Annotated in this window: 22 protein-coding genes; 14 read left to right on the top strand and 8 right to left on the bottom strand. The window is 47.5% G+C overall.

The annotated features are described in order from the left end of the window. Window positions 1–11: 11 nt before the first annotated feature. Genes gpAD87_RS21835 through gpAD87_RS21820 form a run of 4 tightly spaced genes read right to left on the bottom strand, consistent with a single transcriptional unit; the run spans window position 12 to window position 3,820 of the window. On the bottom strand, window positions 12–788 hold the full coding sequence (locus tag gpAD87_RS21835) for an ATP-binding cassette domain-containing protein (RefSeq protein ID WP_064640559.1): 777 nt from the start codon (window positions 786–788) through the stop codon (window positions 12–14). A gap of 24 nt (window positions 789–812) precedes the next feature. Beyond that, window positions 813–1,598: an ABC transporter permease subunit gene (locus tag gpAD87_RS21830; protein WP_063568384.1), complete on the bottom strand. Its 786-nt coding sequence runs from the start codon at window positions 1,596–1,598 to the stop codon at window positions 813–815. Window positions 1,599–1,625: 27 nt separating this feature from the next. After that, window positions 1,626–2,681: an ABC transporter substrate-binding protein gene (locus tag gpAD87_RS21825; protein WP_064640558.1), complete on the bottom strand. Its 1,056-nt coding sequence runs from the start codon at window positions 2,679–2,681 to the stop codon at window positions 1,626–1,628. Further along, window positions 2,678–3,820: an iron-containing alcohol dehydrogenase family protein gene (locus gpAD87_RS21820; RefSeq protein ID WP_064640557.1), complete on the bottom strand. Its 1,143-nt coding sequence runs from the start codon at window positions 3,818–3,820 to the stop codon at window positions 2,678–2,680. The genes gpAD87_RS21825 and gpAD87_RS21820 overlap by 4 nt, the downstream gene beginning before the upstream one ends. Before the next feature lie 295 nt (window positions 3,821–4,115). Here gpAD87_RS21820 and gpAD87_RS21815 point away from each other — a divergent pair, with 295 nt between their 5' ends. The 9 genes from gpAD87_RS21815 (at window position 4,116) to gpAD87_RS21775 (ending at window position 14,466) form a co-directional block, all read left to right on the top strand. After that, complete coding sequence (locus gpAD87_RS21815) at window positions 4,116–4,991, top strand: radical SAM/SPASM domain-containing protein (RefSeq protein ID WP_064640556.1); 876 nt, start codon at window positions 4,116–4,118, stop codon at window positions 4,989–4,991. Between the two features lie 365 nt (window positions 4,992–5,356). Beyond that, complete coding sequence (locus gpAD87_RS21810; RefSeq protein ID WP_064640555.1) at window positions 5,357–6,025, top strand: pectate lyase; 669 nt, start codon at window positions 5,357–5,359, stop codon at window positions 6,023–6,025. A 671-nt stretch (window positions 6,026–6,696) separates the two neighbouring features. Then, entirely contained in the window at window positions 6,697–7,287 is a 591-nt protein-coding gene (locus tag gpAD87_RS21805) for an ECF transporter S component (protein ID WP_064640554.1), read from the top strand. Further along, window positions 7,288–8,796 carry an ABC transporter ATP-binding protein gene (locus gpAD87_RS21800; RefSeq protein ID WP_064640553.1) on the top strand — a complete coding sequence of 503 codons (1,509 nt, stop codon included), beginning with the start codon at window positions 7,288–7,290 and terminating at the stop codon, window positions 8,794–8,796. Continuing rightward, on the top strand, window positions 8,771–9,565 hold the full coding sequence (locus tag gpAD87_RS21795; protein WP_064640552.1) for an energy-coupling factor transporter transmembrane component T family protein: 795 nt from the start codon (window positions 8,771–8,773) through the stop codon (window positions 9,563–9,565). Before gpAD87_RS21800 ends, gpAD87_RS21795 begins: the two co-directional genes overlap by 26 nt. 109 nt (window positions 9,566–9,674) lie before the next feature. Further along, complete coding sequence (locus gpAD87_RS21790; protein WP_064640551.1) at window positions 9,675–11,942, top strand: outer membrane protein assembly factor BamB family protein; 2,268 nt, start codon at window positions 9,675–9,677, stop codon at window positions 11,940–11,942. A gap of 131 nt (window positions 11,943–12,073) precedes the next feature. Next, window positions 12,074–12,892 carry a methionine ABC transporter ATP-binding protein gene (locus gpAD87_RS21785; protein WP_064640550.1) on the top strand — a complete coding sequence of 273 codons (819 nt, stop codon included), beginning with the start codon at window positions 12,074–12,076 and terminating at the stop codon, window positions 12,890–12,892. Then, window positions 12,879–13,550, top strand: a complete 672-nt coding sequence (locus gpAD87_RS21780; RefSeq protein WP_082935216.1) for a methionine ABC transporter permease — start codon at window positions 12,879–12,881, stop codon at window positions 13,548–13,550. The genes gpAD87_RS21785 and gpAD87_RS21780 overlap by 14 nt, the downstream gene beginning before the upstream one ends. Window positions 13,551–13,626: 76 nt before the next feature. After that, window positions 13,627–14,466: a MetQ/NlpA family ABC transporter substrate-binding protein gene (locus gpAD87_RS21775; protein WP_064640549.1), complete on the top strand. Its 840-nt coding sequence runs from the start codon at window positions 13,627–13,629 to the stop codon at window positions 14,464–14,466. A gap of 126 nt (window positions 14,467–14,592) precedes the next feature. Here the strand turns inward: gpAD87_RS21775 and gpAD87_RS21770 are convergent, their stop codons facing one another. Further along, window positions 14,593–15,456 (bottom strand): helix-turn-helix transcriptional regulator, encoded by an 864-nt coding sequence (locus gpAD87_RS21770; protein WP_064640548.1) that lies wholly within the window; start codon window positions 15,454–15,456, stop codon window positions 14,593–14,595. Window positions 15,457–15,598: 142 nt separating this feature from the next. On the opposite strand from gpAD87_RS21770, the gene fabF reads away from it, so the two are divergent. The 5 genes from fabF (at window position 15,599) to gpAD87_RS21745 (ending at window position 24,382) form a co-directional block, all read left to right on the top strand. Further along, window positions 15,599–16,837, top strand: coding sequence for a beta-ketoacyl-ACP synthase II (fabF, locus tag gpAD87_RS21765; RefSeq protein ID WP_064640547.1), 1,239 nt, complete (start codon window positions 15,599–15,601; stop codon window positions 16,835–16,837). Between the two features lie 307 nt (window positions 16,838–17,144). Next, window positions 17,145–17,564 carry a hypothetical protein gene (locus tag gpAD87_RS21760; RefSeq protein WP_063566044.1) on the top strand — a complete coding sequence of 140 codons (420 nt, stop codon included), beginning with the start codon at window positions 17,145–17,147 and terminating at the stop codon, window positions 17,562–17,564. Between the two features lie 23 nt (window positions 17,565–17,587). After that, on the top strand, window positions 17,588–22,573 hold the full coding sequence (locus tag gpAD87_RS21755) for a DUF4132 domain-containing protein (protein ID WP_064640546.1): 4,986 nt from the start codon (window positions 17,588–17,590) through the stop codon (window positions 22,571–22,573). A 312-nt stretch (window positions 22,574–22,885) separates the two neighbouring features. Then, entirely contained in the window at window positions 22,886–23,344 is a 459-nt protein-coding gene (locus gpAD87_RS21750) for an acetyltransferase (RefSeq protein ID WP_064640545.1), read from the top strand. A gap of 51 nt (window positions 23,345–23,395) precedes the next feature. Beyond that, window positions 23,396–24,382: a WXG100 family type VII secretion target gene (locus tag gpAD87_RS21745; RefSeq protein WP_064640544.1), complete on the top strand. Its 987-nt coding sequence runs from the start codon at window positions 23,396–23,398 to the stop codon at window positions 24,380–24,382. Between the two features lie 202 nt (window positions 24,383–24,584). On the opposite strand, the gene gpAD87_RS21740 is transcribed toward gpAD87_RS21745, so the two are convergent. The 3 genes from gpAD87_RS21740 to gpAD87_RS32280 form a co-directional block, all read right to left on the bottom strand. Beyond that, entirely contained in the window at window positions 24,585–25,373 is a 789-nt protein-coding gene (locus gpAD87_RS21740) for a formate/nitrite transporter family protein (protein WP_053784134.1), read from the bottom strand. A 104-nt stretch (window positions 25,374–25,477) separates the two neighbouring features. Continuing rightward, a complete protein-coding gene (locus gpAD87_RS21735) occupies window positions 25,478–25,696 on the bottom strand; it encodes a hypothetical protein (protein WP_157258505.1) in 219 nt (72 codons plus the stop codon). A 36-nt stretch (window positions 25,697–25,732) separates the two neighbouring features. Then, on the bottom strand, window positions 25,733–25,957 hold the full coding sequence (locus gpAD87_RS32280; protein WP_197521463.1) for a hypothetical protein: 225 nt from the start codon (window positions 25,955–25,957) through the stop codon (window positions 25,733–25,735). Window positions 25,958–25,999 lie beyond the last annotated feature (42 nt).

Here is a 25,999-nt window from a genome sequence, read left to right as displayed (position 1 = left end):
TTCCAGTGGAATTAGATCGAGAATGATATCTGTTTCTGGGCAATCTGCTGTGGTGTCTCTTGTGAAGGAGTCAACAAGCGATTTAGAATAAGATTTTCAAAATAAGCAAACCCGCTGTCCCGAACACGTGGCCGCTCCAGCGTAATTCGGGTATCCATCGTTATATGACCATCCTCGATTAACAGCACCCTGTCAGCCAGGGCAACCGCCTCACTGACATCATGAGTGACCAGAATGACAGTCAGATCTTCTTCTACCCACAAGCGTTCGATTAATTGCTGCATCTCAATTCGGGTCAATGCATCCAATGCACCCAGCGGTTCATCCAGCAGCAGTAAACGCGGATGACTTGCGAGTGCCCGTGCCAAGGCGACACGTTGTTTTTGTCCGCCAGATAATACCCCCGGCCAATCACCTTCACGCTCTCCAAGTCCTACATTGCGAAGCGACTGGCGTGCATCTTCCTTGTTCTTGTCGGGGATACCCAGTCGTACATTATCGAGCACGGATTTCCAAGGCAGCAGCCGGGCTTCCTGAAACAGAAACCGTGTCTCGGGTGCTGTACTGCCAAGCTTTCTGTTGCCCAGCATAATGCTCCCGGAAGAGGGGGGTTCCAGCCCGGCGATCAGACGCAGCAAAGTACTTTTGCCACAGCCGCTTCGTCCAACGATGGCTACAAATTCCCCTTGTCTTACATTGACGTTGATGTCGGATAGAATCGTCCGCTGATCATACGATTTCTGAACCCCATCTACTTGAAGAAAAGGACTGATCTGACTTGTGCTCATGGATTAATTCACGCTCCTTTGGCTTTACTTGCGGGATAGAGCCGGGTTCCAGCGCAGCCAGCGCCGTTCCAGCCATTTGGCGATGGTATCGGACAGCTTGCCCAGCAGGGCATATAGCAGAATGCTTAAGACAATTACGTCCATCTGCATGAATTCCCGCGCGTTCATCGCCATGTATCCAATCCCCGCATCCGCCGCAACCGTCTCGGCTACGATAAGTGTCAGCCACATAATGCCAAGTGCATAACGGATGCCCACCAGAATGGATGGCAGTGCACCAGGCAGGATAATGTCCTTATAAAGGGACCAACGGCTGAGGCCATATACTTTGCCCATTTCAATCAGACCCGGATCGACCGATCGTATGCCGTGGAACGTATTCAGATATACCGGGAAGAATACACCCAGGGAAACGAGGAATAATTTTGCTTCTTCACCGATCCCGAACCACACAATAACGAGGGGGATCAAAGACAGATGCGGAATGTTGCGGATCATCTGCACCGAGGAGTCGGCGATCTTTTCCGCAAGGGAGGAGATGCCGTTCAGCACTCCCAGCAGGAAACCCAGACCCCCACCAATGAGGAATCCTCCCAAAGCTCGTCTGGCGCTAATACTAATATTGTTCAGTAGTTCACCGTTACGAAGCAGTCGAATGAAGGCCTCCAGTACCTGAGCGGGTCGGGGCAAAATATTGGCTGCAACAACTCCAGATGCAGTCAGCCATTGCCACAGAGCCAGAATGAGTAGTGGTACAACAAAAGGAATGAACTGGTTAAACCATGCCCGGTTAAAGGTTTTGGACCGCACGTTATGCCTACCTCCTTGCTTCCTTCGTTATTGGCTACCTGGAGCTGGAAGTTGATCTTGAAGTGCATCACTCCAGAATGTGCTCACATCAACTGCCTGCTCAAAAATTCCCGCTTGCTGAAACGTATCCGCTACGTCCTGTTCAGACTTTATGGCCTCTTCAGAAATGGCAACAATACGTGATGGGCGTTGTGCTTCTCCATCCGTGTAGGTTTTAAGGGCTTGATCCACGGGCTGGTGGGTGTTGTCTGCTGTAATTTGAGCCCAGGCATCCTTATTGGCACGAGCCCAATCATTGAATTTGTTGATTCGCTCCAGATAATCGGCAAGGGCCTCTTTCTGTTCCGCATTTGCAATAGCCTGATCGGAGGCGGCTACAAGGAAGCTGCCTGACAGGATATCTTTGGCGCTGGCGAGCGTTGTTGCTTCATTCTGATGTGCGGAGATGATGGCATTGCCGTAACTGGCAAGTGCATCCACTTTCCCGCTGATCAGGGCGCTGAGTCCGTCGGCTGTTGAAAGTTCGACCGGACTGATGTCACTCCAGGTTAATCCGGTTTCCTCCAGCATTTTGAGCAGGAAATAATGGGCCGTTGTATTTTTTACGAAAGCAACTTTCTTGCCTTTCAGGTCAGCAACCGATTTGATCGATGAACCTTTGGGAACAACGACCTCTTGATTTAAGGTGCTGCCTTGTTGTACCGCAATAATCTTGAAGCTTCCACCATTGGCAGCTTGAGATGCAAAAATGGGTGGGATTTCACTGGTTACACCAAAGTCCAATTGGTTTGCAGCCATCGCTTCAAGGATCAGGTTACCTCCCTGAAATACGTTATAAGTGACTTTATAGGGGGTGTCATCGAGTCCGGCGGCTTTTAGCCCCAATTCGAGATTGCCCCATCCGGTCTGACCAACACGAATGGTAACGTCTTTATTCGAAGCAGCTGATGCCGCTGTCGGTGTTGTGCCTGTACCCGCGGCCTGATTGTCAGCTCCGGCAGAGCAACCGGAAATCAGCAATAACAGAAGCGCGCTCAGAAAGGCAGTTAAGGGAAGAGTGTAATGGCGGTTTGGAAGGATCATAGGGAGGAAACCTCCTTGGTGTATGTACTGCTTTCACTGGACTGACTGGATTCTATGAATGTTTGGCCGATACGGTCTGCCTGAAGAATGGCTTCGGTTACCTGCGCCGTACTAACTCCGAAGGAGAGATGTGCCGCACTGCCTTCCCGCAGCTGTAGTCCTGCTGCAATGCGCGCAGCAGCTTCCTTAGACTGTTGTTGTATGCCGAGTTGGGCAAGAGTGATAGGCAGATTCAGCTTATGTAACAGAGTGGTCAGCTCATGAAGCTCATCCCCTGCTTTGCCTTCAAGAATCCACTGGGTGAAGAGTCCAAAGGCTACCTTTTCTCCATGTAGTGAAGCGTGTGTTTCGGGTAATTTGGTGAGGCTATCATGTAGCCCATGAGCAATCGCGGCATGAAGTGATCCATCGCTAATGCTGCCTACTAGGCCTGCGAGCACAATAATGGCATCGGCAACATCACGGAATTGAGGTGTACTACCGGTTGTATCGGTGGATTCATAGACATCGATGGCGTGCGCTTCAAGAATATCGAGTGCAAGCTTGGCAGTGCTGACACTGTTTCGGAGAGTGAGGCTGGTGGCGTTGCCACTTAGATTAACGGCGAACTCATGCCATTTTACGAGTGTGTCACCGATCCCAGCGGCCAAATACCGCCTTGGTGCACTCGCCAGAATATGAGGATCAGCCAGAACGAGATTGGGCGAACGGCGTAGGGGACGATATCCTGCAGCTTGGCCCTGTTCATCATAGAGCACGGTTAAGGCGGACCAGGCAGCGCAGGTTGCGGCAATCGTTGGGACCGTTACAATGGGCAATTGGGCTTGCTCGGCCACCGCTTTGGACAGATCGAGCACTTTACCACCACCGACGCCGATAATCAGATCAACATCCAGATCGAAAGCTTGCTGTGTGAAATTATCAATCTGGTCTGTTGTAACCTCGCTATGGAACAACTGTACATGGAACTTAATCTGATGCTCCTCCAGTGAAGGAAAAAGGTAAGGCTGTACGGCTTTTAATGCAGACTCACCGGCGATGATGAGAACATGTTGCCCAAGCTGTGCGATCCGCGAACCGCTCTGCTCAAGAATGTTAGCCTCGTGTACATATACTGCGGGTGCCTTAACAGTAATCATGAATACACTCCCCTTATAACTTATTATTCTTACGTTTTAACTTGGTTTTAAATTGTTTAGATTCTAGCATTGCGTTTCAGCAACCACAATAACCCGGACAATCAATACATCCTATACTTCGATTGAAAGAATCTATAAGTGAACGTAATTAATGGATTCGAGGAGGAAAAGGAAATTAACAGGTTGGTCGATTTACCTCGGCTCCCGAACCCGATATAATAGTGGTGGCACATATGGGCCGGATCACAAATGAGGGTGGGACTGTTCTCCCTCTAAGCAGAATGGGGACCCCGAGTTGAAAACGTTCAAGAAAGTATATATTGAGATCACAAGTATATGTAATCTGGCATGCAGCTTCTGTCCACAGACCAAACGTGCCAAAAATTTCATTGACCCTGAAGTCTTCAACAATATATTGGATCAGATCAAACCCCATACCAAACATATTTATTTACATGTCAAAGGTGAGCCGTTACTTCATCCCAAAATTGATCTGTTACTGGATTCAGCGCATGAGAAGGGATTCAAGGTCAACATTACGACAAACGGTACGCTGCTGCCCAAGACCCAGCACAAACTGCTTGGCAAACCGGCATTGCGTCAGATGAACTTCTCCCTGCACAGCTTTGATGGTCACGAAGGTTCCACAGACCGTGAGGGCTATCTGGGTAATGTATTGTCATTTGTCCGGGAAGCAGTGAAGCACAATGTCATTATTTCATTCCGACTCTGGAATCTGACACAGGATAATTTCACGAATGCGCAGATGAACCGAAACCGGGAGACACTGGAGGTTCTTGAACGGGAGTTCAATCTGGATTTCCGTATTGAGGAGAAGGTGGTGCCGGGGAGCGGTGTCAAAATTGCCCCGAATGTGTATCTGAATCAGGATCATGAATTCCAGTGGCCGAGTCTGGATGCACCCGAAGATGATGGTAAAGGCTTCTGTCATGCGCTTCGTAGTCAGGCAGCCGTGCTTGTCGATGGAACTGTGGTACCTTGCTGTCTCGATGGTGAAGGTGTCATTAACTTGGGCAACGTTCATGAAAAATCGTTCTCGGAGATTGTGGATGGTGAACGAGCCAACAATCTGTTCTATGGTTTCTCCAAACGGGAAGCAGTGGAGGAATTATGTCGGAAGTGCGGATATCGTCAGCGGTTCGGCGCTTAAAGCGAAATTTAATAAATAAAATGAGATTCAAAATAATAGAGATCACGTTGTCTGGAAACAGATGAGGTGGTCTTTCGTTTTTTCTAGAACGATAAAGGAGCATATCGCCATAGATTACAAGTTGTAAAAGAAGCATACCCGAAGTTGAGATCGGCACATTACACAATGGAGTATGATGCAAAAAATGCCGAGAACACAGGCATACTGCTGTCGTTTCTATATCTAAGCTAATGATTATTATCGTAACATCCCTTTTTTGGTAGGATCAGGGTAGGTTTCGGGCCAGAGGTGCACCTCTGATAGGTTCCTTGAGGACAAGCTTATGCTTGTACGCCAATTCATCAGAATAAGGGAGGATTTAAATTATGAAAAAAATGTTGACGTTGCTGCTGTCTGCGGGTCTGGTCGCTTCATTATTAGGTGCAATTCCAGCTTTTGCTGCACCTACTGTTGTAAACTCAACGATTATTGTAGCCAAGGGAGAAACTTTTGATGGCAAAGGCCAAACGTATGTAGCCAACCCTTCCACCCTGGGAGATGGATCTCAAGCGGAAGATCAGAAGCCGGTATTTCGGTTGGAGGCAGGTGCCACGCTCAAAAATGTGATTATCGGTTCACCTGCAGCTGACGGTGTTCATTGTTACGGTAACTGCACAATTTCAAATGTGATTTGGGAGGATGTCGGTGAGGACGCTCTGACTCTGAAATCAGCCGGAACGGTTAACATCACTGGTGGTGCAGCTTACAAGGCCTATGATAAAGTATTTCAAATGAATGCAGCCGGAACGATTAACATTAAAAATTTCCGTGCAGACGATATTGGCAAGCTGGTACGTCAGAATGGCGGAACAACCTTCGCAGTGAACATGACGCTCGACAACTCGGACATTTCCAATGTCAAAGATTCCATTATGCGTACGGATAGCAGTACATCGCAAGGCAAAATTATAAATACCCGTTACTCCAAAGTACCGACCTTGTTTAAAGGCTTTGCATCGGGCAAAACAAGTCAATCCGGGAATACTCAATATTAAAACAGAGCTTACCGGTTCTCAATAATTTTCCTCTAAAGGATATGAAGCATAACAATTAAAGGGGATGTCCCATAAGTCATGAATATGACGGGGATATCCCTTGTTCGCGTTATCTTGGTCTAATGAACCTGGCACCCGTTATTCGCTCTCATTTGCACCTTTCTGTGATGTAACGAATTACAGAGACGTTATTGCTTGAAGCAGAAGCATATTTGTACAAGGAAAAACATATAGTTAATCACTCTTTCTTCTAGGTTAAACTGATTTTTTCTTATCGGGATTGTCACAAATACCCATGTGTTGTACAGTAGAAGCAATGAAATAAGTGAACCGGGTGCTCAATGAAGTTGGGCTGAGAGAGCGGCCTTGTGCTGCTGACCGTATATCTGATCTGGGTAATGCCAGCGTAGAGAACATGAATTTGCGATGAGCAATGGTAAGCGATAAGGGATAAATAATAAATGTCAGCGTTTCTTGGTTGCAACGGGATTTTTCTGATGTGACGGGGATGGTGTCGTTTGTTTTCTTCTTTCTCTATATCTGCCTAATGCGTTGCATCGTGAGAATTGTAAACTGTGCGTATGGCCTGCCTGTGAACCGGGGAGGCTTTTTTTGTTTGTTTTATTGTTTATTTTATAAATCAAGGGAAACAGAGGAAGGAAGTAGAGAACATGTCAACAGTAGGCAGCAACAGATTGAAGTTAACCGATATTTTGGTAACGGTTGTAATTGCGGTGGTCTTCGGGGTGATCTACAAAATATGGGGACCTACATATGATCTGATGAAGCCATTCGGTATTCATGCGGAGCAGATGATTTACGGCATGTGGTTCATGGCGGGAACCTTTGCCTTTGTAATCATTCGCAAGCCGGGTGTAGCCATTCTGGCTGAAGTTGCGGCATCAACGGTGAGTGCTTTTCTCGGAAGTGAGTGGGGCATGTCGACACTGGTGTATGGGCTGCTGCAAGGGCTGGGTGCAGAGATTTTCTTCGCCGCATTTCTGTATCGAAAAAGCAATCTGTTCGTTACCTGCCTTGCGGCTATTGGTGCAGCAGCGGCTTCGCTTGTACTCGATTATCAGTATGGGTACATTGATTCCCTCACGGCTTGGAACTACACGCTGTTTATCGGATTCCGCTTCATTGGAAGTATTCTGATTGCCGGAGTATTCGCCTATTATCTTGCCAAAGCGCTGGAGCTTACAGGTGTAACACGATCCCTTAGACCGGTGTCGAAGCAGGATTATGAGGCGCTGGACTAGATGAATGATGTGGAGAATGTGCAAGCGGTAGGTGTTACGAATCTAAGATGCAAGTTCCCGGGAGAGAAGGCCTTGGTATTTCAAGGCTTGTCTCTCTCTGTGCGTCAAGGGGAGAAAGTGTTGTTGCTTGGACCAAGCGGCTCTGGCAAATCAACCTTACTGCAAATTCTGAGTGGTCTGATTCCGCAATCTGTGGAGATTCCGATGAAATGTGATGATATTCAGGTTCCTGAGCAACCAGGCATTGTTTTTCAGGATCCGGATACCCAGTTCTGTATGTCATATACGGATGAAGAGATTGCTTTTGTATTGGAGAACCGGAATATTCCACGCGAGCAGATGCCTGCTCTTATCCATCAATACCTGGAACAGGTCGGGTTATGCTTTGAACATAATCGAACACTCATTCAATCCATGTCACAGGGGATGAAGCAGCGTCTTGCGATGGCTTCGATTCTGGCCATGGAGCCAGACGTACTCTTTTTGGATGAACCAACGGCACTGCTGGATGATGAAGGAACCTCTCAGGTGTGGGATACGGTGAAACAGAATGCACAGGACAAAACACTCATTATCGTGGAACATAAAATTAATGAAATTGTCGAGTGGGTAGACCGAATCATCGTATTGTCGCCTGAAGGAAAGATTGTGGCAGATGGCCCGGCAAATCAGGTGTTTACAGATGAGCGGAATATGCTTAGAGAATACGGAATCTGGTATCCAGGGGTTTGGGAAGAACGGGGGCAGACGAAAGCACAGACGTTGGTCACAGGAGAGTTTATTCGTTATGGGGCAACAGAAAGTGAAAGTATGGATAACAAGGAGGGGCGAGCTTTTGCGCTGCCCCAACCAGCACTGGAAATGCAGCAATTCACCGGATGGCGTGGAAAAAAACCTTTCATTCAGGTGGAACAGGCCAAGGTATGGCACGGAGATTGGGTGGGGATTGTTGGAGCTAACGGGGCAGGCAAAAGTTCATTATTGCTGTCCATGATGAATATTCTAAAAACGACAGGTCAATATGTTGTGGAAGGACAATCGGCCGGAAAAACCGAGCAGCTTGCAGATCGCGTTGCCTTTGTATTCCAGAATCCTGAATTCCAATTCGTGACCAATACAGTCCGGGATGAAGTGGGATTTTCCTTGCTGAGCGGCAAATTACCTGCAGAAGAAAGAGGTATCCGAACCGATCATATGCTGGAACAATTCGGACTGAGTGAGCTGTCTGGTAGGCATCCATACCAATTGTCGATGGGACAGAAACGACGGCTGAGTGTAGCATCAGCTCTGGTACGGGAACAGCGTATTTTGTTACTGGATGAACCTACCTTTGGACAGGATGCGCGGAATACCTTTGCCATGTTATCACAGCTGGAGCGGTTGCGGCGTGAAGGGACCGCCATTGTGATGGTTACACATGACCGTGAAATCGTGAAGCGTTATTGCACCCGGATCTGGACGGTGCATGAGGGGAGGTTAACGGATGCAGCTCTCGTTTCCTCATCGTGAGACTTGGCTTCACGCGGTGAATCCGGGGTTGAAAATGATTTTCCTGACATTGCTGTTTGTCTTCGTCATCCTTATTCACAACCTGAATGTAATGGCTAATGTGGCAGTTGTCATGCTGTTACTGCTGGGCTGGACAGGTCACGCATGGCCCAGATTATTGCTGTATGCATCTCCGTTCATTCTGGTATTTATATCAACTTCCACAGGTATGATCATGTTTGGTAAAGGGGAGACCACCTGGTTTCAGTGGGGATTGATTCATATTACCGAAGAGAGCTTCTATCGCGGATTGCACCTGGGATTTCGTTCCTTAAGTATGGCGGCAGCTGGATTGTTGTTCGGCCTGACGACCAAGCCTGTGCGTCTCTTTTATTCCCTCATGCAGCAGTGGAGGCTCCCACCCAAGTATGCTTATAGTTTTCTGGCGGCTATGCGTATGATTCCGATTTTGCTGGATGAATTCCAGACGCTACGGTATGCCATCCGCATTCGGGGAACGAGGCAGCGCGGCTCCCGTTGGAATGTGTACGGCATATTGAAACGATATGCTATTCCACTACTTGCCCAGAGTATTCGCCGTGCGCAGCGTATGGCGGTGGCGATGGAAGCGAAAGGATTTAAGGAAGGCGGGAGCCGGACCTATTACGTTCAGAGCGGGTATTCCCGAGCGGATGTATGGTTTGTGGGGTATTTTATCATCATGTTAACCGCTGCTTATATATTGGGAACCACATTCCCTTATCATTCAACCCTAGTGGATGTAAGGTGAGACCTGTAATTATTTCGTACCTTGTAAATATATTTGGGAGTAACAGTAACTTTTCCTTGTTCAAAACGTCTTTAATGGAAATAACTTCAAATAGATGAGGTGAACGAGTGTGAAGACAGGGTCGAAGTGGCAAAAGACGGGGTACCTATGGATCACTGTAACCGGAATATCGGCCGTGCTGTTTACGGGGTTCATGCTGCTGAATACGAATACGGAAACACAGGCAGGACAGGGCTTCGGTTCGACAACTCAATCCTTATCTGCACAAGCGAAAACGAATTATAAACCGGGTGATACCTTGAATTTGGAAGCAGGTATGCCCCTGTACACTCAAGTTATAGGTAACAAAGTGCCCGTTGATTTGATGGGAATACAGTACTACACTTCCAGCAATGAGAAAATCAAAGGACAAGCCGTTCACGGCGAATGGATCCAATTCCAGGATTACAACAGAGGTGAACTCTGGATTCCCGGCTGGTATACATCCAAGGAAAGCCGAAGCCTGAAGACTGTAACTCCCCAGACGTTCAGTCTTCGTCCTCCGGGAAGCTCGACAAGTTGGTCTCCAAGTCCAACGCTCACAGACCAGGCGTTGATTGTTGCAGCGACGAAGGATTGGTACGGCTTGTCAATTGCCCCGCGCGTCTGGAATAAGGAATCATTCACCTATCGTCCTGCATTGCTTTGGGTTAAAGCACAGGCTGTAGAGCAGCAAGCCATTGTAGCGGATGGTTGGTTTCAACAGGATGCATCGCATTCCGCTTTGGCTGTACGCCATTTGACGGATATCATGCTGAACAAAAAAACAACCTCCAAACAAGTCAAACAATGGCTCGGTGAACCGGATTGGAATGAGAATTCGGCCAATTTGAATGACACCGGTTATACGATGAGTATTGGACAGACCTGGCGATATGAGCGAGCAGACGCGCAATTTTTGGTGACATTTAATAAGAACGGAAAACTTGCTAGAGCACGCTGGAATATACCGCAAGATGATAGAAACAATGTGGTATCCGATTGGAGCTTCGGTCGTTCGGATGAATATGAATTCACAACCAAAATCACAGGCAAGTCATTGCCGATAACGCTACCTTGGAAACCAATATGGACAAATCAAGGCGATATCAACTATACCTTTTTGAAAGCAGCGACAGATGATGTGCTCCTGATGAAAGGGGATGACGGTGGATTTAGTGGTTTTCATTATGAGAGTTCAATGTATGCACTTGACCGACATTCCGGTAAGAAATTATGGGAGATCAATGCGGGGTATGGGAGACAGCAGGTAGAAGTGGATGCAGGACGCCAATACGTTACAATGTATACAGATTATGACCCTGACAAGAAAGAATACGTAGATCGCATACGCCACCTCCAATTGAAGAGTGGTGATGTCGTATGGGAGTATGCTCCCAAGCAAAAATTCAGATTGAACGGCATCACTGCCGCAAAGAATGTAGTTGTTGTGAGTAGTCCAGTTGTCGAAGGCTCAAGTAATAGCTGGTTAACGGTGTTGGACAGTGCAAATGGAAAAACATTATGGACAAGAAAACTTAGTACAGGATATCAACTGTTAAACAAAGGTTCAGATGACCCTTATGTGATGTATTGGGAGAAAAACCAACTGGTCGCAGCGGACCCTCTGTCTGGCCGAACCGTATGGAGCATCAAGGTTGGTAAACCAACTGTAGATCATCCTGAGAACAATCCATACTTTGATGGAATATACCGTCTTGATCCCTTTGCGTCAACTCAGCCAGAACGCTGGATGTTGTTGAGAGATCAATGGGCGCTGCTTGATCTGAACACCGGCAAGAAGCTCGCACAATTCCCTGCCGCGAATGGACAGCAAATTGAGGTGCTGAGCGATGGCAAGCTGCTAATTCGTGATAACAAGAAAGGGGATATATACGGCGATTACGCAGATTTCACAACTACCCTGTACGATGCCAAGAGTGGGACAGAACGTTGGACACAAACGGGCAAAATCGAACGAGGATTTGTGGAGGACGATCAATTATATGTAATCAAAAATGGGTACCCAGCAGCCCTTGCATATGATACAGGAAAGACCCGTTGGTCCGCACAAAACACGATTTCGTCACTTCGATATCCTACCAATCAGGGGAGTTACGTGGTGATTGAAGATCAGCTTTTGCTGCCGATGGGTGAGGATCTGCTGATCATGGATAAAAATGACGGTACCTTGATCGGCCGTGTACATGACGTCGTGATGGGAAACCCGGAACATCGTGATCGGGATGCGAAGAATGGAACCATGAACCGGCTTGGAAATGAAGTCTATATCGGGTCATCCAACGGACGGTTTAGTATATATGATGCAAATGATTTGCACACACATATCTCACGTTAAAGCTTGTTTCATGTCGAATGATGATTTATTATGAATAAACAGGATTGCTCGCGCTCCGGTTATCGGCTGTGCGGGCTTTCTTCATGTGTTCTTGAAGGACCATGTACGATCAATCGCAGGAGGAATCTCCCATGATTTCATTATACGGGGTAAGCAAGTGTTATAACGAGCGTGGGTCCCGTGAAGATCAGGGATTCGAAGCATTAAGCTCGGTTTCTCTAGAAGTAGGCCAGGGAGAGATCCACGGCATTATCGGTTCTAGTGGTGCAGGGAAATCCACACTTCTGCGCATGCTCAATGGATTGGAGAAGCCGGATGACGGCGAAGTCATTGTGAATGGGCAACATTTGACCCGGATGAGTGAGCCGAGTCTGCGTCAGGTACGGAGGTCCATTGGCATGATTTTTCAGCACTTCAATCTGGTCAGCAATCGGACCGTAAGTGGCAATGTCTGTATGCCTCTGGAACTTGCGGGCGTCTCCCGGACCGAGCGGGTTGCACGAGGACTTGAGGTATTGAGATTTGTCGGACTTGAAGATAAGGCCAACCAGTATCCTGCACAGCTAAGCGGAGGGCAAAAGCAACGTGTTGCCATCGCAAGAGCACTTGCCAGCCGCCCGGATGTGCTGCTCTGTGATGAACCAACATCTTCGCTTGATCCGCAGACCACGAATGGAATTCTGGATGTGCTGCGTCATGTCAATGAAACGCTGGGTGTAACTATTGTACTCGTTACACATGAGATGGAGGTTGCCCGAAAGCTCTGTGACCGGATATCGGTGATGAAAGAGGGACGGATCATCAAAACGCTGTCGGAAGCGGAAGTACGCAGCATACCGGCACCGAAGCCTGATCTTCTAACATCCTTGTTGATGGGCGAAGATGTATCCATGAGCGGACGAAATACCTCTCTTCATGGCGATCAGGAGGACCATAATGATGATACCTGAGTCCGTTGTGAAGTATCAGCATGAAATTTGGCAGGCCATCGGAGAGACGTTTGTCATGGTGGGGATCTCCATCACGGCAGCCGTGTTAATCGGGTTGCCTCTGGGTACACTGCTGTATCTGTTCCGAAGAGGGCAACGTTATCAGAATCGACCTCTGTTCACGATTTTGGGAAGTCTCGTCAACATCATTCGTTCCTTCCCGTTTCTGCTGCTAGTCGTATTTATGATTCCGTTCACACGTCTGATCGTTGGAACATCCATCGGGACGCTCGCGGCAACCGTGCCGCTCTCGGTCATCGCCATTGCTTATTACGCCAGACTGGTAGAACAGGCATTGCTTGATGTCCCGAAAGGGGTAGTTGAAGCTGCTTCTTCCATGGGTGCATCGACCATACAGCTTGTGGTGAAATTCCTGTATGTGGAGGCTCGCTCAAGTCTTGTACTCGGCTTAACAACGGCAACCATTAGCTTTATCTCTTACTCTACGGTCATGGGTATTGTCGGTGGTGGCGGTGTTGGTGATTTTGCGATTCGTTACGGTTATCAGCGATTCGAGACGGAGATCATGGTATTTACGATTATCATTATGATTATCCTGGTACAGATGATCCAATTTACTGGCAGCAGACTGTCCCGCTGGCTCGATCGCAGATCCTGAAGAAGGACAAGCAGTGCAGAAAGATTGAATTACAGCATGAACAATACAGATTACATGATGAAGGGGTTTATATCAGATGAAAGCAAAACTAATGCTCATGCTGCTGGCAGTGACGCTCGTAGCAGCCGGATGCGGCAAAAAAGAAGAAACACCTGTGGCGGAAGGAAATAAGGAAGGCACTCAAGCCGGACAAGAAGTAACGTTGAAAGTAGCTACTTTGATTCCGCCAATGACGGATGTGCTGGATATTGTAAAACCATTGCTGAAAGAAGATGGCGTTAATCTGGAAGTTGTAGTACTTTCCGATAACGTTCAACCGAATACTGCACTGGCGAACAAAGAAGTAGACGCAAACTTCTTCCAGCACGTACCTTACATGAATCAGTATAATGAAGCAAATAACGCTAATCTTGTGGCTGTTCAGCCGATCTACAACGCCATCTATGGAGCATATTCCAAAAAGGTTAAGTCCATTGAAGAATTGCCTGAAGGTGCCACAGTAGCGATTGCCAACGATCCGTCCAACATTGGACGTTCACTGGTGATGATGGAACAGAACGGCCTGATCAAGCTGAAAGAAGGCGTCGGTTTTAATGCAACGCAAGCAGACATCACGGAAAACACGAAGAACTTCAAGTTCAAAGAAGTGGATCTGTTGATGCTGGCCCGCATGTTGGATGATGCGGATCTGGTTGCCATGACTCCAGCCTATGCGAGTCCGATGGGGCTTACACCGAAGAAGGATGCGCTGTTCACTGAGAAGGATGATTCCCATTTTGCCATTACCTTGGTTGCCCGGGAAGATAACAAAGATTCGGAAGCCATTCAGAAGCTGGCGAAACGTATGGCGGGTCCTGAAGTGAAAGCCTTCTTTGAAGAGAAGTATGCAGATATTGCGATCCCGGCGTTTAAATAACATCCGTTAATCTGCAACTGAAATGATTGTACAGATAGGTTTCAAGACAAACATGAAGACCCAGGCCTCATTGCCTGGGTCTTTTTTTGTTAATTTGTATTACGGAGTAAATGAGAAATAGCAACATCAGCTTTTGTCAGAGTCAGGTTCTACCTTTGGCTCCATGAGGCGGATCAATTTCCGCTCGGTAGCAGTGTCCGTTGCAGGTGTGTAGATACTGCACCGCAAATCGGCATTTCCCTGAACCTGGAGTGAGGTAAGATCAAAAAGCATTTTGCCAGCTCTGGAATGTCTAAATTCAATCAACACGTCCGGGGCGCTGCTAACGCTGCTTTGTTTCCAAAGGGCTTGAAAATCAGGATATCTGTCCATCATGTCATCCAAAAACAAGTTGTACCATTCATCATCGACATATTGACCGTAATAAGCTCGGAAAATAGCTAGGAATCCGCTGACAAAATCCTCCCAATTGACGGCCAGTCTCCGAAATTCCTTTCGTTCAAACAACAAGCTGATCATGTTCCGCTGTTCAGCCGGAATCTGTTCAAAGTCCATAAACACATGCCGCGCTGCGTCATTCCAGCCCACAATGTGACAGCGTCGGTCTGAGATGATTGTGGGACAATTGCGAAGTTCCTGCAATATTTTCTGCAAAGCGGGATGAATTTGAAGTGGCTTCTCATCCAGGATATGAAGTTCCGAATGGTAATCCAAACCAAGGGAAAACAAATACTTTCGTTCATCCGCTGTCAGCCTGAGAGCTGAGGCGATGTTATCCAATACGGAATGAGATACCTGAATATCTCGGCCCTGTTCAAGCCAGGTGTACCATGTTGTGCTCACACCTGCCAATTGGGATACTTCTTCTCTTCTTAATCCAGGCGTTCTTCGCCGGGAGCCCGCGGGTAATCCGACGGATTCCGGAGAGATTTTGGAACGCTGGCTTTTCAGAAAAGCGGACAGTGCCTGCAGCCTGACATCATGGTTCATTCCATCACCTTCGTTCCTGAGTTTATCATGGTAGTCATTATACTATTATAATTGACAACTTGTAATAGGATAATACGAATGGCAATATAAGTGCATAACTTAACTAAACAAGTATGGAAAGAGCACTAAAGGAGGATGCATTATGGAGCGTGTTGTTATTACAGGAATGGGGATTATCTCTCCTTTGGGGAATGATGTGCATACATTTTGGAATGGATTGGTGGAAGGCAAATCAGGAGTTTCGCCAATTGAAGCGTTTGATACAACGTCCTATAAAACGAAGATAGCAGGGGCGGTCCGTGATTTTGACGGAGAAGAACGGTTTGGACGGAAGGAAGCACGGCGTATGGACCGGTTCGTACAATTTGCTGTTGCGGCAGCAGATCAGGCTTTATCTGACTCCGGTCTCGAGATGGATCATGTGGACAGGGAGCGCGTTGGCGTGTATATCGGTTCCGGCATCGGCGGAATCCAGACCCTGATGGAACAAGGTAAACTCCTGTCTGAACGTGGGCCTGCAAGAGTCAGTCCAACACTGGTGCCCATGATGATATCCAATATGGCGGCGGCTATGGTGAGCATGAGATTTGGCTGTTGGGGACCCACTCTCTCGCCAGTGACAGCCTGTTCGATCGGCAACACCGCGATAGGTGAGGCTTTCCGGCTGATCCGTCACGGTGGAGCAGATGTGATTTTTGCTGGAGGGACGGAAGCAGCTGTCACCGAAGTATCACTGGCAAGCTTCGGCAATGCGACGGCGCTATCTACACGAAACGAAGCGTACGAAGGAGCGAGTCGACCATTTGATGCAGGCAGAGATGGGTTTGTCATGGCTGAGGGTGCCGGGGTCTTGGTTGTGGAGTCTTTGTCCCACGCCCTTGCGAGAGATGCAAACATCCTTGCGGAAATCGTAGGTTATGGTGCCAGTTCAGACGCGTATCATATGGTAGCAACCCATCCGGAAGGACGTGGTGCATACTTGGCCATGAAAGCCGCTCTGGCGGATGCACAGCTTCAGCCACATGAGATTGATGTCATTAATGCTCATGCTACCAGTACGGAAGCGGGTGATCTTTCCGAGACACGAGCAATTAAGCAGCTGTTTGGTGCGGAAGCCTATCATATTCCGGTAACAGCAAACAAATCGATGACCGGACATATGCTGGGTGCGGCTGGTGGGGCGGAAGCCATATCGCTCATTCAAAGCTTGCGTAGCGGTATCATTCCCCCGACAATCAATCAAGAGCAGAGCGATCCGGAATGTGATCTCGATTATGTACCCAACGTTGCAAGAGAAGCTGACCTGAAGATTGGCATGTCCAACTCATTTGGCTTCGGTGGCCATAATGCGGTCATTATTTTGCAGAAATATTCATCGTAAGCTTACAGAGAGCAGTGACTGCCCAAAGGCGCACTGTTCTCTTTTTATTTGCTGTGGGAAGACTGTTCCGACTGCGAAAGTGCAATATAGGCCATTAGTTCGCTGGTTGCATGTAAACATGAGAAATGGCCCATGAATATGGTCGGGATATTCGTTAAAATGTTCAATAGGGGCACATATGTACGTATAATTAAATGGATAACGAAATAGGCCGAAGTTTAAGTTTGGTCCGTTTTCCATGGTGGTATAGATATAAGGGCTGATAGAGGCTTCTTCTAACATAAAGCTATACATAGGAGGGTAAGCAGTGAATGTATGGATTACGGTGAAAAGTCTGGGTAAACGCAAGCCGGCACTTGCCAAACAGGCTGCCGAACTTCCGGAAACAACCGATACGTTGAGACAGCTTATTAAGAACATGGTGGCTCAACAGCTCAAGGCTCTTCAGGACAAGAAGAATGAAGCAGAATGGCTTGCCTACCTGATGCCCGAGGACATTCAAGAGCAGGGAGCAGCAGGAAAAGTAGGCTTTGGCACGATATATAACGAAGGGGTTCCCGATGTAGAAGGCGCCATGGATACAGCTGTAACCGCATATGAAGATGGGTTATTTAAAGTGTTTCTCAATGAGGAAGAGTTGCAGGCACTGGATGAGCCGTTAATTTTAAAGGAAGACGATAACGTGGTATTTATTCGCTTTACAATGCTTGCCGGGCGTCTTTGGTAGAGAGTGACGAGGAGGAGAATGGAATGAATCAGGAAGATAAAGTTCAACAGTATCAACAAGAGTTGCAGGAAAAAGTGAAATCGCTGAAGGGTGTGGAGCAGGAACTCGCGGGCTATGTTGCAGAGATGGCTGGATTTACCTATTTGCGCGAAGACGAAAAGGCCTATTTGGATGCAGAGCAGCAATTGCAACGTATGTCTGCTGAGACGAAAACTCCATTGTTCCGTCCATTATTGGATGTATTGGAGCAACTGGTCAGTGAATCCTTTTTGGCTCGGTTCCGTTACATTGCAGAACGTGCCGCAAATTTTCCATATAGTAAGAATTATGAGCGCAGACCATTTCGTACGACCGATCCCGAACAGCATATTGGACAGGTTCTTCGTAAAATGATTGCCTTGTTCCGTATGGAGATGCATGGCTTCTCTCTGAAAGAATATGTATCCATTCGGGAGTACAAGTTTGATTATCTTCATGAGATTAGAGCCGTTTTACCGGATTGCATTGCCTATGAACTGGATCATGAAACCGGCGATATGAAGCAGGCGCTGCATGATATTATCTATGGCGACAATCAGAATGCATTGCTGACCACTGAAATGATCAAAGGTATCTTCATGAGCGATCAGGTGGAGGCTTACCAGATGGTTGGAGAATTGCTGGTAGCAGCCAGACTGCAGGAGGGTTTGCGCCAGAGCATTGTGGAACGGATGGATGAAGGAACGCTTGAGGCGTATATATACATATTAAAAATAATCATCGACAACAACCTGATTCGGTTCAGTTCGGTAGTGAGAGCGCTCGCCGTATGGACAGGGATCGGAATTGAAGCGGCGAATCAGCGTGTTGCTGCGCAACTAATTACACAAGCACATCAAGCATTGACTGATCCTGCGGTGCGAGAGGAATGGCAGGAAAGCGCTAATGCAAACCAATTATTTATCAGTCTCTGGGCAACGGCAGTCATCGAAGAAAATGAGTTGGAGCGAAAAGTCATCCAGATCATGGATCACGGGCAAGTATATCAGCAGATTGTTGCACAATACGTACTTGCTAACAGTCAGAACAGAGGACTGCGCTTAAACATGGCACGTCAGTATCTTGAAGTACAGGATCTGGAGTTGCTGCATTGGGTGATTGAGAATTATGATGCCATGTACATGTTTAACTGGAGCTTTGATAATGGGGAGAATCAACGTAGTGTTCATGTCTGGCCGCTGTCTGTTTTTGAAGATAAAGCCGTGCGTCGGCGTGACTTTGATCTGTTTAAACAAATGCTGGCCTACATTCCGCAGGGAGGTGCAGGTGGACCATCCGGTGTTCTTGAATTTGTTCAATATCGGATCGATCCGGATGATGTAGTGAAAAAAATGCTATACCTTGCTGCGTATGATATGGACCCGGAATGGATTGGCGAGGTCATTGCGCTCAAAGACAAGCTAAGCCCGGATTTGCGAGGAGAATTGTTGTCCCAGTTTGTCCATCATCCCGAGAATGAAGTACAAAGACAGTTTATTTTTGACAGTCTGTCGGATAAGAGCATGAACAACCGTGAGAATGCTCTGCTCAAAGCCAAGCTGCTGACGCTTACGCTCGAAGAGATGCTGCAAATGGAGACGTTGCTCAAACTGAAAACGGGATCGTTGCGTCAGAAGACCATTCAGGTGTTACTGCTTCAGCCAACCGATCAGCTGATGGTATCCCTGAAACGACTTGTACAATCCAAAACTGAATTGCAACGATTGGGTGCGCTGGAACTGTTGACCGAGATCTCCGCAGATTCACAACGCATGGAGCAGCAGGAGCAGATGCAGCCAATCATAGCGTTAATCAACACACCAACAGCCAAGGAGCAGAAGCTTCTGGACAAGCTTACAGAGCAGAGCAGCAGGTATACGGCGGCTAATGGATTCGGCCTGTATGATCCTGCATGGGGGAATCCACTGCTTCATGAGAAACGTGATCTCGGCGGGTTCAAGCCGAAAGACATGTTTACCCTTTCCCTGGAAAAAGCGAAGCAGGTTCTTGAAGGGTTGGATGCGTTGCTACATGAGCACAGGGACCATGAATATGAAGCCGAATATTATGCTGGCTACAAAGAAACCTTGCTTGTAGGTGCGACATTGCGTGCTATGGTCTTCATTCCTTATGATCAGCGGCAAGATATAAAATTATTGGAGCAGTTCCCTCTCCATAACATATGGGGAGAATATGTTCAGAAGAGTGGTCTGGATAGTATAGAACTGCTGCAAATTTTGTTTGTGATTCGTTTGGAGGATCTGAATAAGAAGCTGGATAGTTATTACCGTTACTATTCCACCATATACGAATATAGTGAATTGGAGAAACACTGGCTGCTGGAAGGATGGCGGAAGGAATTTGCCGAAGAGGTCTACCCGGTTCAGTATATCCAGGACATGAAAAAGATGGTCAGTGAGCTTCATTACGCAGATCAGGTGAAAACGCTGATGGAGGCCGTTTATGAGGACAGTGATAAGTCAGATACATTTGAAATCGCTGAGCGGACACTCTATGCGCTGATGAAAATGATGCCTGAGGAACAAATGGAAAAGGAATCGGGCATGCTCGCTCTTTTGTCTGGCCCATGGTTCTATATTGTCCGGGATCGTGTATATGACGATAACAGTTTCATGCGATACTTCCAGACGCTAAGCCAATTCGACCGATTAAATAAGGAAAGTAACCGAGGTTCCTTCCTCACTCTGAACGATTACCTGCGCGCCTACGAACTGGGATTCATTGATGCACAGGAAGTCTATAAGCAGCTGCTTGTGGGAGAATCACGTGCCCAGTTTATTCGGGAATTGACATCAAGCCGGTCCGACTGGATTGCGGAGAAACCGGTATTGGCAGAACTGCGAAGAACCGTTGTTGAACGAATTTTGGAGATTGAGTTGACCCGAGGAGAGCTTTCAACAGAAGTAAGTACGCTGGCCATGAAGCTTGAACGCATTGAAGGTATGGAGCATTGGGTGCATCTCGTTGCTGCCATGGATCAGGATACCTTTGTCCGTGGATATATCTACAGCTACGGTGACAATACGACACGTAAAGAAACGTTCAGCCATCTGATCCAGGTTTGCCATCCACGTGATGGAGAGGACGCAGTACTGTTGGGACAATTGCTGGCGAAGCATCCCATCCAGGAGAAGAAGCTCCTGGAAGCCGCAATGTACGCACCGCAATGGATGGAGATTGTTGCGAAGCATCTCGGATGGGAAGGACTGCGCAGTGCAGCCTGGTACTTCCATGCTCATATTAATGAACGGTTCACTGCTGAAAAGGAAACCATTGTGGCGCATTATTCTCCAATTTCACCTCAGGACTTTAACGAAGGGGCATTTGATATCGCCTGGTTCGAGGAGGCATACGAGGCGGTCGGTGAGGAGCGGTTCAGCCTGTTATACGATTGTGCCAAATATATCTCCGGGGGAGCCAATCACCGCAGATCACAGTTGTTCGCGGATGCGGCACTTGGGAAGCTGAAACTTGAAGATATGCGTGAGTCCGTGGAAGATAAACGCAATAAAGATCATTTGTTGACCTACAGCCTGATTCCATTTGCAGAAGAACGGGAACAGGATCTGCGTGAGCGGTACGACTTCATTCAGAAATTTCTGATGCAGAGCAAACAGTTTGGTGCACAGCGCCGTGCCAGTGAAGGTCTGGTATCCCAGATAGCGCTGGGCAACCTTGCCCGTAATGCAGGATATGCCGATGTTACCCGGCTGATGTGGGATATGGAAGCTCGCAAGCTGGATGAGATGAAATCCTATTTTGAGCCGCATGAACTGGATGAGGCTACTACAGCCCAATTGGTCATTGATGAAGAAGGCCAGCCGGAACTGCTCATCGTAAGCAAAGGGAAAACACTCAAATCTGTACCTGCTCGGTTCAAGAAAGATGGATACATCGCCGAATTGAAGGAATTAAAAACGGATCTGGTTGATCAGTATCGCCGGGCAAGACAGGAATTGGAGCGTTCCATGACGGCAGGAACATCCTTTACGAGTGAGGAAGTTTCAAGTCTGCTGCAGAATCCGGTTCTTCGTCCACTGGTTCGCACGCTTGTGTTCCAAGCAGATGACAAGCTTGGAAGATTCGATGTAACGTCCGGTGGGTTGGTTACTCCGGCTTCGGATGATTCGACAAGCACGATACAAACCTTGGCGGCACATGATCGCCTACTGATTGCGCATCCATTGCATCTGTTCCAGAGTGGAAGCTGGAGTGAATTCCAACGGGATCTGTTCAACCGTCAGGAACGTCAGCCATTCAAGCAGGTATTCCGTGAACTCTATCTTCCAAATGAGGATGAGCTGGCTAATGGAACGGTATCCCGTCGGTATGCAGGTTATCAGATTCAGCCGAAAAAAGCAGTTGCTCTGCTTAAAGGACGTCAATGGACCGTCAGCTATGAGGAAGGACTGCAAAAGGTAAGCTATGAGCATAATCTGATTGCCAATCTCTATGCCATGGCAGACTGGTTCTCGCCCGCAGATACAGAAGCGCCTACTCTGGAGACGGTGCAGTTCTATGATCGAAAAACGTATAAACCTGTTGCGTTGAAGGATGTACCGCCGGTCTTCTTCTCGGAAGTCATGCGTGACATTGATTTGGTGGTTAGCGTTGCGCATGTTGGCGGAGTAGATCCGGAAGCCAGCTTGACCACGATTGAGATGCGTCATGTGATTGTGAATGAGTCACTGCGTCTGTTGAAGGTCGATAACGTACGTCTCGATGGAAATTACGCTCGAATTGATGGTGAACTGGGCGAGTATGCCGTTCATCTTGGCAGCGGTAATGTGTTCAAACAGGCGACGGGCGCGCTTCATATCGTTCCTGTGCACAGTCAGCATCGAGGTAGGATCTTCTTGCCATTCCTTGATGAAGATCCAAGAACGGCTGAGATTTTATCGAAAGTGATGTTATTGGCTGAAGACAAGAAGATCAAGGATCCGCAAATCCTTGCACAATTGCAGCAATGATTAGCCATGTTGAGATGATGCTGTAGCCAAGCGGCATTAGATTGAAGAAGCCGAGTGAACTTATTGAATATCAGGCAGCTGAAGCACCAGCCAAGGTGACTTTGGCTGCCTTTTATTTTCTGTGTTTTTGGTTAGGAATCATTAAATAGCAGTAAAAAGCTGTCTCAAGATTGGTAATGGTGGGTACAGATTGAGTATTGGGCATGGTAAAATATACGTAGAGTTATATAAAATTTGATGTATTAACCAAGTCCAATCGCAGGATCGAATGTTTACATAATTGTTTTCTAGGAAAAGGAGAATACGTTGGACATGTTAATCACTTCATATCGTGAACAGGATCATAACAAGTTGGTAGAGATTTGGGAGAGAGCCGTTCGGGCAACACATACGTTTTTGGAAGAACATCACATCCAGTTCTATAAAAAAGTAGTGAGCGACGTGTTGCAGCAAAGGCAAGTCGAGGTATGGGAAGCGCTGGATGCTGACAATGAACCCGTTGGTTTTATCGGTTTGGATGATAACTTTATTGAGATGTTGTTTGTAGATGTCAGTCAGCACGGGCAGGGCCTGGGGCGTCTTCTGATCAACCATACCCTTAACATCAAAGGTCGTCACCTCAAGGTGGATGTCAATGAGCAGAATGCTGGAGCAGCCCGATTCTACGAGAAAATGGGATTTGTACAAATGGGTCGTTCCGAGTTGGATGGTTCCGGTAATCCGTTTCCGCTGCTGCATCTGGAGATCAGGGCAGATCAGGCTGCAAGATAAAGATCGGTGGACCACGAAATAGGAGGAATATGACGAAGAGGAGCGTGCAGGATGACACAGATTAAGGTAACACCGGAACAACTGGATACAGTTAGTGGGCAATTCGCCCAGGCACATCAGCAATTGTCGGAGTTTATGTCCACATTGGATAGCCAGATCCGTGTCATGCGCAGCAATTGGGACGGAATGGAGAGGGAGCGCTTTTATAACGATTATGCAACGGCCCAAGCTACAATGAAGTCTGTTCTTGAGCTGGTCTTGTCCATCCAATCCGAACTCAAGAAAATTGCCGAGCGTTTCCGCACCACGGATGAAGATGTTGTGAACAAGGCTCTTATGGTGGCTTTGGCTGCGGCACAGACTCTTACGTCCCTCGGTAAACATAAAGGTGATGGCTCGGGCAAAACGTCAGGTCCTCCGGAGAATATGGAGGATTGGGATAAGAAGGACGCCGAGGATTACAAAAACTATGAGGATATGTTGAAGAAAGCCGAGGAAATGGGTGACGAAAAACTGGCGCAGCAGCTTCAGGCCAGCATGAACGTTATTCGGCTTCAATATGAGGACGAGATCTACCAGACTGATCCGAACACGGGCAAGACGGTGAAGATTACCGAGGATTCGATTGTAGGTACGTATCAGGTTAAAAGCGACAAGGGTGAAACGACCAGCATCAGCTTGGATAAACAGGGTAACGTCGTGGATTACAACAAGGATACGAAAAAATACGAGTATTGGGAACAAACCCATACGACCAGTCAAGGGGAGCATCTCTTTGGCAAAGGAGCACAAACGGCTACAGCTTATGGAATCGGCCTGCTGTTGACCAGCAAGAGCGGATCTGCCTTTACAGAACATGCGACAGGGCTCGGTTCCTCCTTTGTTGCGGACAAGTTCCTGTTCTCCGTGCCGGAAGAAGGCGAGACGCGTACGATGATCTACCGAACCAACAAGGATACAGGCAAAATCGAGAATATGATCGTGGTCACGCGTGGCGACAACGATATTGAATATATTCCGTGGCGTGAGTATAACTAAGCCACGGAGCAAGCCTTGTAGCCTCCATTCGGATACAAGGCAGATATAACCGAGGGCAGGCACATAGTGAGCCTGCCCATAAACAAACACCCGCACAACCTTCATCACAGGATCGAAAGGTTGCGCGGGTGTTTGTCGTTTGGCTTACCGTCCGCCAAGGTCAGGTGACCGGGCCAGTAAGGGGGCTTTTCTTGCCAAAAAATTAGTGTGTCTCTTCGTCCAGAAACGGTTTGTTCACCGCATAATACATGAAGCCCATCAACAGCACGCCGCCCACCAGATTGCCAAGCGTGACCGGAATCAGGTTATGAATAACCCCGCCGAATGAGATCGTCCCCGGATGGTTCAGTACCAGCGCAATGGCGAATGTACACATATTGGCGACGCTGTGCTCATATCCCGAGATGAAGAAACAGAAGACAAAGAGCATCATGGCGAACATTTTCGCACCATTCTCCTTCATGAACATCGGTACAAAGAACGCCAGACATACGAGCCAGTTACACAGAATGCCCCGGAAGAAGAGCTGCATGGCCGGAGCCTCCATCTTGTGCTCTACGACACTCAGTAGAAAACCATTCACCTGAGATGAATCGAAAAGACCCGTCAGGTAGATTAACAGGGCAAATACTGCCGCACCCATCAGATTTCCACTGTAACTCGCGATCCATAGCTTCACCACTTCGAACCATTTCAGTTTCTTGCGTAAGGCAGCATAGGTGTAGTAAAACGTATTTCCAGTGAACAGATCACCGCCACCATAGGCGATCAGAATAATTGCCGCACCGAACGTGAGGGCAGCCATAGGGTATGTAAAAGGGGAATCCTCCATATAAAAGAAGTTACCCGTCTTGAACGCCACAATGACGCCAAACCCGATAAACATGCTGGCGAGCATGGAGCGTGCAAGGTACCTGATCAAGCTTTGTTTGTAAATCTTGTGTTTCTTCAGCGCCAACTTCTCAACGTTGCGTAAACCTTCCGTTTCCATAATTCGCCTCCCGTTTGCCTGATGTCTTGTTTACATTATAACGAAAATATGGAAGTTGGGGAGGGTTGGCCTGGATTTGTGATGTTTATTTAATAGGATAAGAACTAAGGGCTGGGCGGAAGAATGATTGGACGAGCAGCTAGCGCCTCCTCCACAATCTGTTCGGGTGTCAGGTCTCGATCATCCCAGAAAATCAGATTGCTGATCTCCGCGTAAGGCATCTCTTGCTCTAACTCGGTTAGCATCTCATCCAGTTCATCTTCGGTTCCTTCGGCATTCATCAGATTGCGAACCCTTTCTACCAAATGCAAATGGTTAGACATATCGATACCTCCTGAATGATTCATAGAGTGAACAAACTAGTCTTTCATGGGTTGATCCAATGGATCATACGTAACGATCACCGGTAAAAATTTGGGCTCAAGCATCAGGCTAATGAGTTGTTCGTCTTGATCAGCATAAGAAATGAGATAGCTTCCAAAATGAGATTCATAGATGAAATCCCTGTATTGATAGGAGCGTTCGGGGTACTTTATGTTCACATATAGCGTAGTTACCCCGCGGGCAAAGGTTGCTTTCAACATCGGAATTTGGGCCAAAAGTATAATCGCGACAAGAACAATTAC

This window comes from Paenibacillus sp. AD87 (genome assembly GCF_001659845.1).
Taxonomy (GTDB): Bacteria; Bacillota; Bacilli; order Paenibacillales; family Paenibacillaceae; genus Paenibacillus; species Paenibacillus marchantiae.
Note: the sequence above shows the minus strand (reverse complement) of the source record. Positions and strands in the feature narration are given on the sequence as shown.

What these genes read in the sequence shown, in the direction of transcription:
- gpAD87_RS21835 (WP_064640559.1), bottom strand. Translation starts at nt 788, where the DNA reads ATGAGCACAAGTCAGATCAGTCCTTTTCTTCAAGTAGATGGGGTTCAG.
- gpAD87_RS21825 (WP_064640558.1), bottom strand. Translation starts at nt 2,681, where the DNA reads ATGATCCTTCCAAACCGCCATTACACTCTTCCCTTAACTGCCTTTCTG.
- gpAD87_RS21820 (WP_064640557.1), bottom strand. Translation starts at nt 3,820, where the DNA reads ATGATTACTGTTAAGGCACCCGCAGTATATGTACACGAGGCTAACATT.
- gpAD87_RS21810 (WP_064640555.1), top strand. Translation starts at nt 5,357, where the DNA reads ATGAAAAAAATGTTGACGTTGCTGCTGTCTGCGGGTCTGGTCGCTTCA.
- gpAD87_RS21805 (WP_064640554.1), top strand. Translation starts at nt 6,697, where the DNA reads ATGTCAACAGTAGGCAGCAACAGATTGAAGTTAACCGATATTTTGGTA.
- gpAD87_RS21800 (WP_064640553.1), top strand. Translation starts at nt 7,288, where the DNA reads ATGAATGATGTGGAGAATGTGCAAGCGGTAGGTGTTACGAATCTAAGA.
- gpAD87_RS21795 (WP_064640552.1), top strand. Translation starts at nt 8,771, where the DNA reads ATGCAGCTCTCGTTTCCTCATCGTGAGACTTGGCTTCACGCGGTGAAT.
- gpAD87_RS21785 (WP_064640550.1), top strand. Translation starts at nt 12,074, where the DNA reads ATGATTTCATTATACGGGGTAAGCAAGTGTTATAACGAGCGTGGGTCC.
- gpAD87_RS21780 (WP_082935216.1), top strand. Translation starts at nt 12,879, where the DNA reads ATGATGATACCTGAGTCCGTTGTGAAGTATCAGCATGAAATTTGGCAG.
- gpAD87_RS21775 (WP_064640549.1), top strand. Translation starts at nt 13,627, where the DNA reads ATGAAAGCAAAACTAATGCTCATGCTGCTGGCAGTGACGCTCGTAGCA.
- gpAD87_RS21770 (WP_064640548.1), bottom strand. Translation starts at nt 15,456, where the DNA reads ATGAACCATGATGTCAGGCTGCAGGCACTGTCCGCTTTTCTGAAAAGC.
- fabF (WP_064640547.1), top strand. Translation starts at nt 15,599, where the DNA reads ATGGAGCGTGTTGTTATTACAGGAATGGGGATTATCTCTCCTTTGGGG.
- gpAD87_RS21755 (WP_064640546.1), top strand. Translation starts at nt 17,588, where the DNA reads ATGAATCAGGAAGATAAAGTTCAACAGTATCAACAAGAGTTGCAGGAA.
- gpAD87_RS21750 (WP_064640545.1), top strand. Translation starts at nt 22,886, where the DNA reads ATGTTAATCACTTCATATCGTGAACAGGATCATAACAAGTTGGTAGAG.
- gpAD87_RS21745 (WP_064640544.1), top strand. Translation starts at nt 23,396, where the DNA reads ATGACACAGATTAAGGTAACACCGGAACAACTGGATACAGTTAGTGGG.
- gpAD87_RS21740 (WP_053784134.1), bottom strand. Translation starts at nt 25,373, where the DNA reads ATGGAAACGGAAGGTTTACGCAACGTTGAGAAGTTGGCGCTGAAGAAA.
- gpAD87_RS21735 (WP_157258505.1), bottom strand. Translation starts at nt 25,696, where the DNA reads ATGTCTAACCATTTGCATTTGGTAGAAAGGGTTCGCAATCTGATGAAT.
- gpAD87_RS32280 (WP_197521463.1), bottom strand. Translation starts at nt 25,957, where the DNA reads ATGTTGAAAGCAACCTTTGCCCGCGGGGTAACTACGCTATATGTGAAC.